This is a genomic window from Promineifilum sp. (SeqCode) (assembly GCF_041918635.1).
Taxonomy (GTDB): domain Bacteria; phylum Chloroflexota; class Anaerolineae; order Promineifilales; family Promineifilaceae; genus Promineifilum.
On sequence record NZ_JAYRVJ010000605.1, the window covers coordinates 1 to 13,086 of the forward strand.

Sequence of the window (13,086 nt, forward strand, 5' to 3'; positions counted from 1 at the left end):
CAAGGATGCGACCGGCCTGGGCGGCCGCCATCCGTTGCCGACGCCGGCCGAGTTGACGCGGCTGTTTGGCCGCCTGGGTATCGACGGCCGGACACAGGTGGTGGCCTATGACGACCAGAGCGGCCACTACGCCGCGCGGCTATGGTGGATGTTGGGGATGATGGGCCACCGGGCGGCGGCCGTGCTCGATGGCGGCTGGCCGGCCTGGCTGGCGGCCGGGCTGCCGACGCAAACGGGCGAGGGTGAGCCGCCGGAGCCGCGGCTCTTCGTCGGCGCGCCGCGCATGGATCGGCTGGCGACAGGCGACGAGGCCGCCGGCGCGCCCCTGCTGGTGGATGCCCGCGCCCCGGAACGCTTCCGTGGCGAAGTGGAACCGCTCGATGCCGTGGCCGGCCACATCCCCGGCGCGACCAACCGACCCTACACCACCAATTGGACGGGCGATGGGCGCTGGCGTTCTCAGGAAGCGCTGTTGGCCGACTTCCTCGATTTGCTAGGCGATACGCCGGCGGAGGAGGCGGTCTTCTACTGCGGCTCGGGCGTGTCGGCCTGCGTCAACCTGCTAGCCATGGCGCGCGCCGGGCTGCCGGAAGGCCGGCTGTACGTGGGGTCGTGGAGTGAGTGGAGCCGCTCGGGGCGGCCCATAGCCGCAGTCTCATAAGGCTATAGGCGCAGCTTGCGCCTTCCTCTTGCGACGAGTCGCCCTCTTATGCTAAACTGCCTCGTGGCGCGGGGGTACTGGAGACACGGGTTAAAAACCCGCGCCACGTGGTGACTGCTTAGTGCGGTTGTCCTCCGGGTGGCGTCCTGCCGCGCCGGCAAACTGGAAGAAGCCCTTGAAGTTTAACAGAAGGAGAACGATGACAGGAAGACACACACGCGCAAGGACCTATTTCCGCCGCCGCGCGGCCGCGCTGCTGCTACTGGCCGTCCTATTGGTGTTGCTAGTTCCCGGCGTTCTGGCGCAAGACGCCGCGCCGGAGAGCGCCCCGGCTGCTCCGACGGCGGCCACGCTGACGTTGGGTAAGACGACGACCCCGGCTGGAGGCCTGGACTTCCGGCTGACCGCCCTTAGTTATCAGGGCTTCTGGGGGCGCGGAACCGCCAACAGCGGCACCTACCGCCAACCGCGCGATATCGCTGTGGACGCGACGGGCAACTTCTACGTCACCGATCACCGCAACAGCCGGGTGACCAAGCTCAGCCCGGCCGGTAAGCTCCTGCTCCAGATTGGGGGTCCCGGTCGCCAGCCCAGTAACCTGTTGCGACCGAATGCCATTGCCATTAGCGGCACCACACTGGCCGTGGCCGACACCGAGAACAACCGCATCGCCTTCTACAATACCACTAACGGCAGCTTCATCCGCTGGTTGGGTGCGCAGGGCACGGGCAACGGTCAGTTCGACCGGCCCAATGGCGTGGCCTACGACGCAGCCGGCAACCTCTACGTGGCCGACACCTGGAACCACCGCATTCAGGTCTTCAATGCCTCTTTGACCTACCTGCGGCAGTGGGGGACCTTAGGCTCCGGCGCGGGGCAATTCCGTTTTCCGGCCCACCTCGATCTGGACGCGACGGGTAACGTCTACGTCAGCGACTCCAACAACCACCGCCTGCAGGTATTTACCGGCAACGGCGTCTTCGTGCGCCAGATCGGCAGCGTGGGCAACGCCCCCGGCCAGTTCTATTTGCCGGTAGGCATCGATGTGGGGTTGGACAGCTATCTCTACGTGAGCGACACGTACAACAACCGCGTGCAAAAGCTCACGACTGATGGGACGTTCGTGGCCCAGTGGAATCAGGCGGGCGCGAGCACTATTTCGCGGCCTAACGGCTTGCTGGCCCTAGGCGCGCTGGTTTACGTCAGCGACATCGACGCCAACCGCGTGCAACGCTACAGCCAGGGCACGGTCACGCTCGACCATGGAGAACAGCGCGCCTTTCCGCTGCCCGCCGGGACGTACGACATCACCGAGGCGGCCAAGAGCGGCTGGACGTTCGGCAGCGCCACCTGCACGGGCGGCAACCCCAGCCCCATCACCAACGGCGTGCGCGTGACGCTGGCCGATGGGGCGTCGGTGTCGTGCGGGTTTGTGAATACGCAGTAAGGAGTAAGAAGTAAACAGTAAGAAGTAAGCAGTAAGAACTGAACACTGCTTACTGCTTACTTCTTACTGCTCACCGCCCGCCCTTCAACCGCGTCTGCAACGCCGTCAATCCGGCCCAATCGCCGGCGGCGCCGAGGGCGGCTTGCTCCGGCCAGGTGGACGGCTCGGCCAGCCGGAAGCGCGCGCCGCCAGCGGCCAGAATGGCCCGCAACCGCTCGACCGGCGTCACGGCCAGGTCGGCCAGGTTATAGATGTTGTGCTCGATGAGCAGCGCGGCGATGCGCGGCCCAATGCCCTCGACCAGTTCCAAATCCTTGGGCCGCGGCTCGCGCGGCGACGTGCCCAACGTCAGCGCCGGGCCGCGCGCGCCATAGGTCGCCTCGTCGGGGATGGGCGCGGCGGCCACGGTGGTGGCTGTGTTGCCCGGCGTGAAGTCGATGGGCGGGTGTGATGGCTCGTCGGTGGCTTGCGGCGCGGCCACCGCGGTGGCAATGGCCACCACCGCGGCAACCGTCTGGCCCGTGGCCGCGTCCTCGGTGAGGCCAGAGTAGAGCGTCACTTCGACATCCTCAATCGTCCGGCCGGTCTGTTCCTCCAGGGCGCTGATGGCCCCCTCAACCGCTTCGTCTTCCAGCGCCGTCAGGTCATCGTTGTCGACAATGGTGTCGGTGACCATGACCGCCGTCTCGTCTGGCTCGTCGCCCAGCACTTCCATGTGGCTGCCCTCGTCGGCGACAACAGCCATCACCGTGGCCACCGCCCGGCCGGCGGCGTCCTGCTCGGCCACCTGCGAATAGACGGAGACGTCGACCGCGCCCTCAGCCGCGCCGTCCGCGTCCTGGTGTTCGCCGCGGTGAGTGGCGATAGCCTGAGCCACGGCCATATCTTCCAGCGCCTCCAACTCCTCCGGTGAGCTGACTAGCTCGCGGCGAACGGCGACGGTGGCGTAGATCGCTTGGCTGGCATCCTCCAGCTCCGTCCACGTTTCGCCCGCTTCCTCGGTTGGCGCTTCGGCCATGTCGGCCGGCGTCTCAGTCCTTGGCGATTGACCTCCGACGGTAACCCCGTCGCCGGCCTGGCTGGCCCGCTCTGGCTCCACCCCCGCATCGCTCGTCCCTTCGGCCGGCGGTCTGTATATTTCGGGCAGCACACCATACGTATCCGATTTGTCGCGGGCGGTGTACATGTGCGTTTGGGTCGCGCCCTCCGAGCCCATCTGGGGTTTGCCCCACTCCTCGGGCGGTGTTCTGAATGTCTCGGTCTCAGCCGGCAGTTCCTCCACTTCCGACGCCAGCGCAGTCACCGTGGCGACAGCGCCGCCGGTAGCCGGGTCGATGTCGAGCCGCGTCTCCACGGCCAGATCGACCGTTTCCTCGTCGCCGGGGGACATGTCCTCCAGGGCAGCGATGGCTGCCAGAGCCGTATCGGCTTCCAGCGCCTCGATGTCCGCCGTCCCGCCAACGCTCTGTGACAACTGGACCACCGCCATATCGAACGTTTCCTCATCCAGTTCGGCCTGTTGCTCTGCGTCGATCTCCTCTTCCAGCGCGGCGACGATTTCTTGCAGCACAGCCGCTTCCAGGGCCGCGGCCTCCTCCGGGGCGAGTGGTTCACCGCCCATCTCAGCCGCGTCGTCAGCCAGGTCGAGGGCTGCCGCGCCACGTAACTCGGCCCCGGCGGCGCGGCGGGCCTCGGCCTCCGCGGCCACCTCGGCGGCCACGGCCGCAGCGACCGCGTCGAACGCCTCTTCCTCTTCGGCGGCCAGTTGCTCGGCGTCGGCCTCCGCTTCAAGGGCCGCGCCCGCGCTGACCTCCTCACGGACGGCCAGCGGGCGCAGAATCGCTCCTAGCGCGTCTACGTACCAGTCCGCCCGGCCAAAGAAGCCGGCGATCTCGAAGCCCGGCGTGGCGTGCAGGGCGTAATCACGCTCGCCGCCGCGGCCGCCGTAGAGGTCAGACACGCGCTTGTTGGTGTGGAACCGGATGGCGTCCACGTACCAGCCGCAGCGTCCACTGATGCCGGTGAGGTACTCGTCCTCCTCCAGATAGAAGACCTGATGAGCGCCGCCCAGGCCGCCCAGGGGTGGACGGCCGTCGGCCTGGCCGTCGACGTGGACGAAGTCGATCCGCAGCGCATCGATCACCCATTCCGTATAGATGTGGACGGCCGTCAGGCGGGCGTCGTTGGGGATGGTGTAGTCGTCGAAGGGCTTGCCGCCGCTGCCGCCGACCGGGCCTAGTCGCAGATTCTCCATGAGATCGCCTCCTTGCTCTTGCTGACAGACGGATCAGAGTGCGCCGGCCAGAAGCCGACCGCTCACACCCTCTATTGTGGCGCACTTTGAGTTGGCTGCCCACTAAAGGCGGGCGGCCTTTCAGTTGTAGGGCGGGTTGGTAACCCACCCTTTACCTACCCTGGTTGATAGTTGTAGGGGCGGGCTTGAAACCCGCCCCTACCTGTTACTTGCGAATGCTCGGGATGAAAGACTTGAACGCGCCGGGCGGCGGCGGGGTCGGGGAAGGCGTGGGCGTGGGCGGCTGCTGGCTGGTGTCAAAGAGGAAGTAGCCCAGCGGCCGGTTCGTGCCGTCGCCAACCAGGTAGATCGTGGTTACCTGCGGGCCCAGCATAATCGGCGGCAGGTCGATCACTATTTCGCCCGCGCAGGGCTGGTCGTCGGATACGTGCCGGGTGATCTTCAGATCGTACGTCATGGGAGTCAGGTTGCGCCGGTAATCGGTCACCCGCACATAGCGCAAGCCGAGCGCGCTGGCCCAGTTCATCGGCTGGCCGTCCTGGCGACATACGTCGACCCGGGTGGCATCGATGGTACTGCCCAGCACCGCCGCGTGAGCCACACGCAGGGTCGCCGTACCCGCGGCCGGCGGCGGTTCGTTGTCATCGACAACCCATAGGGCGCGCGGCACCAGGTTGTTATCGCCGACGATGATGATGGAGAACGCGCCGGCGGCCAGGTTCACGTTCGCGTCGATAATAGGCGTGGTCCCTTGCAATACCTGAATCTGGTGCGTGCCGGTTGTCACGCTCTGGTAGGCCGTCTTATCGCCATAGCCGAAGTTGGTGATCACGTTGGCGCCGTCCAGCTTCACCGTCACGCGCGTGCCGTTGATGCTGGGCGCGAAGGGAGCCAGGTGGGCGAAGCGGATGGTGGTGGCGTTGACGCCGGCCGGCTGAGCGTCGGCCGGCGGCGGCACGGAGTAGAACAACTGCACGTCCTCGATTGGCCCCGACACATCTGGCTCGGGCAGTTGCGCCGGCGTCTGGGTGGGCAGCGGGGCGGATTGCGCCGCCAACGCGGCCACCAGCCCCATCAGAGCCAGCAGCGTCGCCAGCACAAACAGCAAGCGTGAGACACTCTTTGGTTTTGACATGGTTTTTTGCTCCTCTCCTTGGTTTCCAACACTACGTACTTGGTGGGCAGCCCGCCCACGGTCTGCGGTCAGCGAAGATTGGGGGTAGTGATGGCGCTGATTGTACGCGCAACCCGCGCGCCACTCAGATAGGGGGATGGTTCATTAATGTTCCGCTCAGCCTGTCATGTAAAAATATCGCTCGCCGCTTGCCAAAAAACACAGCCTGCGCAACGATTGTTGTAACATTACAACACAGCGTGAGAAACCTATGGCCGCGGACCGCAACACGTTGCTGCAATTTCTGTTGCGCCACTATACCCTGGACGGGCTGAAGACGCTATGCTTCAACCTGTTCATCGATTACGACAACCTGGGCGGCGACACGAAGAACGCCAAAGCGCGCGAGCTGATCCTGCACCTGGAGCGCGCCGAGCGGCTGGGCGACCTGAGCGCCGCGCTGGGCCGCGAGCAGCCGCGAGCCTATGAGCGCGAGTTCGCCCAGGCCCCGCCTGTCCCACCCATCCCCGTCCGCCCCAACCGCGACCCACGCCAGGTATTCATCAGCCACGCCCACGAGGATGACGCCTTTGCCCACCGGCTGGCCGGCGATCTGCGGGCCGAGGGCTGGCTGGTCTGGCTGGCTCCCGACAGCATCGCGCCGGGCGAGACGTGGGTGGAAGCGATCAACCGCGGCCTGGAAGCCAGCGGCCACTACTTGCTGGTATTGACCCCGGCCGCCGCCGCCTCGCCCTGGGTTAACACGGAGACCAACGTCGCCATCAGCCTGGAGCACCAGCGTCTCATGCGTTTCATCCCGCTGGACGTGGCCCCCAGCCGGCCGCCGCCCTTGTGGACGGCCTACCAGAACGTGCCCTTTCGCGACGGCTACCTGCGGGGGCTTGACCACCTGCTGGCCCGGCTGAACGGCCGCCCGCCGCGCCCCTGGCCGGCCGCCACCAACGGCGCGGCCACGGCGGCGCGCGTCTTCTCCGACCGCCGGCTGCACGAGCGTTCGCGCGTCGAGTTCGTGCGCGTGCCGGCCGGCCCGTTCCTCTTTGGCGCGCGCGACGCCGACCCGGGCCACGAATTGGCCCAGTGCCCGGCGCATCTGCACGAGTACTGGATCGGCCGCGCCCCGGTGACGAACGCCCAATTCGCCCGTTTTGTGGAAGCTACCCGCTACCGGACGACGGCCGAAACAACCGGCCTGGCCCGCGTCTGGAGCGGCGGACGGTGGGAGGACGTGGAGCGGGCTTACTGGCGACGGCCGGAGGGGCCGCGCAGCAGCATCGACGATCGACTGCATCATCCCGTCGTCTGCGTTAGCTGGTTCGACGCCCAGGCCTATGGCGAGTGGGCCGGGTTGCGGCTGCCAAATGAGAAAGAGTGGGAGAAGGCCGCGCACGGCACAGATGGCCGGCGCTTTCCGTGGGGCGATGAACTGCCCTCGCCGGCGAGGGCTAACTTCGCCATGAACCGCGGTGGGACGACGCCCATCGAACAGTTTTCCCCGGCCGGCGACAGCCCCTTTGGCGCGGCTGACATGGCCGGCAATGTGTGGGAGTGGACGGCTTCCTGGTACACGGCGGCCCAGCGGGCGCGGGTTGTGCGTGGCGGCGCGTGGCCCAGCGACGCGACCAACCTGCGGGTTAGCTACCGGGTGGAGGTGGAGCCGTCATTGCGCTTCAACACCGTCGGCTTTCGCGTCGCCGCCCGGCTCGGTGATCCCGGATTCTAAAAGAAGAATCCACCGATTTCACAGATGACACAGAGTGGTAGCTACCACTCTGTGTCATCTATGAAATCTGCGGAAACTTGCTTTAGCTCTCTTCGACCTGTTCCTCGATGCTCTCAACCGCTTCCCTAATTTCCTTCGCTTCCTTGGCGGTCGCCTGCCGCGCCGCCTGATCCTTGTCAGAACGTCCGCGGCGGGCGCGCCGCAGCGACTCGCCGGTCAGCATGTTCTGGTTGACCGCCTCGGCCTGCTCGTCGTGGTAGATCTGCACCGGCACAATGGTCACGACGACGCGCTCCAGGCCGGTCAGACCCAGGTTGAGGATGAGCGAACTGTTCTGATGGAGCACCTGGGTCAGCACCGAGTCCATCGCCAGGTGGCCCATCACGATGTGGACGATGACCCGTGGGTTGGCTTGCAGCAGGCCCACCACGTACTCGCGAATGGGAGCCAGTAAGTGACGGTAGGGCGAGGGCAAGATGACGAGCTGCCCCTCGCCGATGTACTGCTGCCATTTGCGCTGCGTCGTCTCGGAGCGGTCGGGGTTTACGCCGACGTGGATGGCGTGCCACGGGTTGCCCAGCGCCTTGGCGAAATCGACCATCTCCAGGGTGCCCATGTGGACGCCATCCACCAACAGGACGGTAACGACCTCATCGGTCGGCATGCGGAAGCGGCCGGCGTTCTCCAGGCTGAGCGCCTCGGCCACGTCTTTGTAGTGGGTATGAATGCGCGAGAACAGGAAGACCAGCGTTGGGATGAGCACAATCACGAACCACGCGCCGGAAGTGAACTTGGTGATGGCGAAGATAACCATGACCGTGAAGGTCATTACCGCGCCGACGGCGCTGATGGCCATGTGCTTGTGCGCGTGTGGGTCGTACTCCAGGTCCGTCTCCAGCCCCTTGACTCGCTCACCCGGCTCCAGCTTGCCGACCTTGCGGAAGCGGATGACCATGCCCGTTTGCGACAGGGTAAAGCTGAGAAACACGCCGATGGCGTAGAGGGGGATGAGGGCGGTTGTGCTGGCGCGCATGACGATGACCAGCAGCGACGAGGCCAGCGCCAGGGTCAGGATGCCCCAGGAGAAGACCAACCGGCCGCCGCGATAGGTCAACTGGCGCGGCAGGAAACCGTCGGCGGCCATCAGCGCTGCCAGCCGGGGGAAGTCGGCGTAGCTGGTATTGGCCGCCATAAGCAAGATGAGCGCCGTGCCGGCGATGACGGCCAGATACAGGATGTTGCCATCGCCGAACACGGTGCGGGCCATCTGGGAGATGATCGTCTCGTGATGCGACGGAATAGCCTGGATGTGGCGCGACAGGAACGTGATGCCCAGAAAGAGCACGACCAGCAGGCTGCTCATGGCCGTCAGCGTTTTGGCCGCGTTGGCGCTCTTAGGCTCTTTGAAGGCGGTGATACCGTTGGAGATGGCCTCGATGCCCGTTAGCGCCGTCGAGCCGCTGCTGAAGGCGCGCAGCACAAGGAATAGCGTGACCGGCGCGATAGTTTGCTCCAGCATCTCCACGCCCGTCACCACTCCCAACGTGCCCGTGGCCCAGCGGAAGAAGCCAACCCCCAGAGTGATCGCCATCATGACCAGGAAGAAGTAGGTGGGTACCGCAAAGACCGCGCCGCTCTCGCGCACGCCGCGCAGGTTGATCAGCGTCACCAGACCGATAATGGTGACGGCGATGGCGACACGGAAGGGCGCCAGGTCCGGAAAGGCCGAGACGATCTGGGCCACGCCGGACGAGACAGAGACGGCGACGGTCAGGATGTAGTCGGTTAGCAGCGCCGAGCCGGCCACCAGCGCCGCCGTCTGCCCCAGGTTCTCGCGGGCGACGATGTACGCGCCGCCGCCGTTGGGGTAGGCGAAGATGGTCTGCCGATAGCTGACGGTGACAATGATTAGCAGTACGGCGATGGCGATGGCTATGGGCAGCGACAGGTAGAGGGCAACCGCGCCGGCCAGGGCCAAAATGACCAGGATTTCCTCCGTGGCGTAGGCCGTTGAGGAGATGGCGTCGGAGGCGAAGACGGCCAGGCCGACCTTCTTGCTGACGACCTGATGGGCCAGCGTCCGCGTCTCCAGCGGGCGGCCAACCAGTACACTGGAAAGATTAAGGCGCCCCGTTTTGGCTGGCGACGCTTCAGCTTGTTCGTCTTGAACTTCAGTTGACATAAAAGTCCTCTTTACAACGGCCATGTCCCGGCATGGGTTGCCAGGTAGTGGCCGTCCGCCGGTATGGGGTTGGGCTCGCGCGGGGTGGATGAAGTGCGTTTCGTGGTCATGCGGCCGATCGGATACCCATCGACGGCAGGACTATAGCACGTGCCTAATTGAGTGACAAGAGGACAGAGATAGAAATAGAGGATACAGATTTAGGCCGCTGGATGGTATAGAAAAGCACAGAGAGACACAGAGGAACGGTGCGTGCCTCTGTGTCTCTCCGTAGCCGATGTAGACATCGGAACTCAGTGTCCCTCTGTGTTCCTTCTTATTCTTTGGCGGCCGTGCGCTCTTCGCGGGCGCGCCGCAGGTCTTCGCCGGTCAACATGTTGCGGTTGACCTCGCCGCCGTTCTGGCGAATCTGGAGCGGCACGATGGTCACGACGACGCGCTCCAGGCCGGTCAGCCCCAGGTTCAAGATGATCGAACTGTTCTGATGCAACGCCTGGCTGAGGAGCGAGTCCATGGCCAGATGGCCCATGACGACGTGGACGATGGAACCGGGGTTCTCCTTCAGCAGATCAATGACATATTCGCGGATAGGTGCGACCAGATGGCGATAGGGCGACGGCAAGATCACTAACTGACCCTCGCCGATGTACTTGTTCCATTTTTCCTGGGCGGCGTGGGCCTTCTCCTGGTTTACGCCGACATGCACCGCGTGCCACGGGTTGCCCATCGACTTGGCGAACTTAACCATCTGTATGGTGCCCTTATGGACGCCATCCACGAGCAGCATCGTGATGACCTTATCTGTCTGCAACTCATATTTGGCGCTGCCCAGTTTGAGAGCCTGGGCCACGTCCTTGTAGTGGTGATGGATGCGGAAGAAAATGAACACCAGCGCCGGCACCAGCAGCAAGATGAACCACGCGCCGGAGGCGAACTTGGTAATGGCGAAGATGGTCATGACCACGAAGGTCGATACCGCGCCGACGGCGCTGATGACCATGTGTAGCCGCCAGTGCGGGTCGTGCTCCAGCACCGTCTCCAGCCCTTTGACCTGCTCGCCCGGCTTGAGCTTGCTGATCTTGCGCAGGCGGACGACCATGCCCGCTTGGGACATGGTGAAGCTCAGGAAGACGCCGATGGCGTAGAGCGGGATGAGGGCGGTTGTGCTGGCGCGCATGACGATGACCAGCGCCGACGCCGCCATCGCCAGGGTCATGATGCCCCACGAGAAGACGAGCCGGCCGCCGCGATAGGTTAACTGGCGCGGCAGGAAGCCGTCGCCGGCGTGCAGCGCGGCCAGCCGCGGGAAGTCGGCGAAGCTGGTGTTGGCCGCCATGAGCAGCACCAACGCCGTGCCGGCGATGACCAGCAGGTAGGGCAGGCTGCCCGCGCCGTAGACCGTGCGAGCCATCTGGGAGATGATCGTCTCATGGTGCGACGGGATGGCCTGGATGTGGCGCGACAGGATGGTCGTGCCCAGGAAGAGCACGATCAGCAACGAACTCATCACCACCAGGGTGCGCGCGGCATTGCGGCTGCGTGGCTCCTTGAAAGCGGTAATGCCGTTGGAGATGGCCTCAATGCCGGTGAGAGCCGTCGAGCCGCTGCTGAAGGCGCGCAGGATGAGGAACAGCGTCAGCGGCGCGGCCGTCTCCTGGATGAACTCGACGCCGGTCACGGTTCCGAGCGAACCTGTAGCCCAGCGGAAGAACCCGATGCCCAGCGTCAGGAACATCATGCCCAGGAAGAAGTAGGTGGGCACGGCAAAGACCGCGCCACTCTCGCGCACGCCCCGCAAGTTGACGAGGGTCATGAAGGCGATGACGCCCACAGCGATGGCGACGCGGAACGGCGCAAGGTCGGGGAAGGCCGAGACGATCTGGGCCACACCGGATGAGATCGAGACGGCGACGGTCAAGATGTAATCGGTCAACAACGCCGCGCCGGCGATCTGGGCCGCGACCTCACCCAGGTTGTCGCGGGCGACGATGTAGGCTCCACCGCCGTTGGGGTAGGCGAAGATGGTTTGCCGGTAGCTGATGGTGACGATGACCAGCAAGACGCCGATGGCGATGGCGATGGGCAGCGACAGGCCGAGATAGGCCAGGGAGCCGGTCAGAGCCAGAATGACCAGGATTTCCTCCGTGGCATAGGCCGTGGAGGAGATGGCGTCGGAGGCGAAGACCGCCAGGCCAACCTTCTTGCTGACGACCTGATGGGCCAGCGAGCGCGTTTCCAGCGGCCGGCCTATCAGCAGGTTGGATAGGTTGGCACGCTTGCGTGCCGGAGTTTGAACCGTTGTGGTGTCCATAATGACTGTCAGAAAAGGTAGATTTGGTTAGCGTAGAATCGGCGAGGTCTGCGGCGCGGCCGGCGCGTCACCTAATGCAGCCGGCGGCGTCCAGACCAGCGGGCCATCCCCCTCGCCCAGGGTGTAGAGCGGCGCGCCCAGCGAGTGACGCAGCCACCAGCGCTGCAGCCGCGCCAGACCAGGCAGCCACGCTGTGGGGGCCGGCGCGAAAACGGCCGCCGCGCCCACCTGCTCAGCCGCGCACATCACACCGCCGACGTAGTCGCTGTACTCGAACAGGCGCACGTCGACCGGGACGCCGTAGCTCTCGACCGTGGCCGCGCAGGCGCTCAGCTGTTCCATGTCGGCGTAGGACAGCAGCGCCTCATCGACGCCCGCGCCCAGGTATTCCAGATGGGCCACAGGGGCCATCTGGACCAGCACGACGGCCGCGCGCCACTCGCGAGCCAGCGCGCCCGACAGGTGCAAGGCCCGGTTTGTCCACTCCCGCTCGCCCATAATCACGACAATGGTTGATGCCATGAGATGCTCTCCATACAACTTGAAATTGCCCCGGCGTCCTGTAGGGGCTGGCTTCAAACCTGCCCCTACCTTCATGTGTGGTAGGGGCGGGTTTGAAACCCGCCCCTACAACCTGATGCATGTGGAGCAAGCGGAGAAGGGCGACGAGCGGACATGAGCCGCGCACGGGACACGATGATGCGGCGGGGGAGCGATTCCTGCCGCGCCGCCGGACATCACCGCGCACGAACTCAGCGTCCCGCCACGTCCCGCTTGCCCGCTTGCTCCATCAAGGCCATTGTAGGGCAGGGGGCGTTAAGAACGTGTCAGGCGATTGGGGGTGGGGCGTAAAGAATGGGTAAAGATGGCGTTTGTAGCACGGGATGGCATCCCGCGTCTGCCGGCGCGAAGAGGCGGGATGCCATCCCGCGCTACAAAAGGTCTATAAACCGGTAGCCAATCCCCGGCTCATTGAGGATGTAGCGCACATTGGCCGCCGGGTTTTCGCGTAGTTTTTTGCGAATCTGATTGACGTAAATGCGCACGTAGTGGGTCATGTCGGCGTACTCCGGCCCCCAGACCGCGCTGAGGATGGCGCGGTGAGTGATGATCTTGCCGGGGTGGGTCGCCAGCAGGCGCAGGATGTCGTACTCCTGGGGTGTAAAGTGCACCTCTTCCCCCTCGACTGACACCCGCCGGTTGGCAAGATCGATGGTGAGCGCGCCGGCCTTGACGATGCTCTCCGGCATGGCCCCTGGCTCTACCACGGCGCGGCGGACGACGGCCCCGATGCGCGCCCGTAGCTCTTCCATCCCGAACGGCTTGCTCAGGTAGTCGTCGGCCCCGGCGTCCAGCGCCTTGACCTTGATGGCCTC

9 protein-coding genes are annotated in these 13,086 nt (G+C 65.2%); 3 read left to right on the forward strand and 6 right to left on the reverse strand.

The window, feature by feature from the left end; translation table 11 throughout:
- Together ACE3UY_RS17935 and ACE3UY_RS17940 are read left to right on the forward strand one after the other, a co-directional pair.
- The coding region (locus tag ACE3UY_RS17935) for a sulfurtransferase (RefSeq protein ID WP_374688855.1) at nucleotides 1-661 on the forward strand (661 nt) is incomplete at its 5' end.
- Nucleotides 662-860: 199 nt separating this feature from the next.
- Entirely contained in the window at nucleotides 861-2,108 is a 1,248-nt protein-coding gene (locus tag ACE3UY_RS17940) for a 6-bladed beta-propeller (protein ID WP_374688856.1), read from the forward strand.
- A 70-nt stretch (nucleotides 2,109-2,178) separates the two neighbouring features.
- Here ACE3UY_RS17940 and ACE3UY_RS17945 read toward each other — a convergent pair whose 3' ends face one another.
- Nucleotides 2,179-4,362: a jacalin-like lectin gene (locus ACE3UY_RS17945; RefSeq protein WP_374688857.1), complete on the reverse strand. Its 2,184-nt coding sequence runs from the start codon at nucleotides 4,360-4,362 to the stop codon at nucleotides 2,179-2,181.
- A 205-nt stretch (nucleotides 4,363-4,567) separates the two neighbouring features.
- Nucleotides 4,568-5,497: a DUF4397 domain-containing protein gene (locus ACE3UY_RS17950; protein ID WP_374688858.1), complete on the reverse strand. Its 930-nt coding sequence runs from the start codon at nucleotides 5,495-5,497 to the stop codon at nucleotides 4,568-4,570.
- A 250-nt stretch (nucleotides 5,498-5,747) separates the two neighbouring features.
- Between ACE3UY_RS17950 and ACE3UY_RS17955 the strand changes: the two genes are divergently transcribed.
- On the forward strand, nucleotides 5,748-7,217 hold the full coding sequence (locus ACE3UY_RS17955; protein ID WP_374688859.1) for an SUMF1/EgtB/PvdO family nonheme iron enzyme: 1,470 nt from the start codon (nucleotides 5,748-5,750) through the stop codon (nucleotides 7,215-7,217).
- Nucleotides 7,218-7,299: 82 nt separating this feature from the next.
- On the opposite strand, the gene ACE3UY_RS17960 is transcribed toward ACE3UY_RS17955, so the two are convergent.
- From ACE3UY_RS17960 to ACE3UY_RS17975, 4 genes are all read right to left on the reverse strand, one after another.
- Complete coding sequence (locus ACE3UY_RS17960) at nucleotides 7,300-9,399, reverse strand: APC family permease (RefSeq protein WP_374688860.1); 2,100 nt, start codon at nucleotides 9,397-9,399, stop codon at nucleotides 7,300-7,302.
- A 316-nt stretch (nucleotides 9,400-9,715) separates the two neighbouring features.
- Nucleotides 9,716-11,710 (reverse strand): APC family permease, encoded by a 1,995-nt coding sequence (locus ACE3UY_RS17965; RefSeq protein WP_374688861.1) that lies wholly within the window; start codon nucleotides 11,708-11,710, stop codon nucleotides 9,716-9,718.
- 27 nt (nucleotides 11,711-11,737) lie between these two features.
- Nucleotides 11,738-12,232, reverse strand: a complete 495-nt coding sequence (locus ACE3UY_RS17970) for a hypothetical protein (RefSeq protein WP_374688862.1) — start codon at nucleotides 12,230-12,232, stop codon at nucleotides 11,738-11,740.
- Nucleotides 12,233-12,642: 410 nt separating this feature from the next.
- Nucleotides 12,643-13,086 (reverse strand): winged helix-turn-helix domain-containing protein (locus ACE3UY_RS17975; RefSeq protein WP_374688863.1); only part of this gene is annotated, 444 nt, incomplete at its 5' end.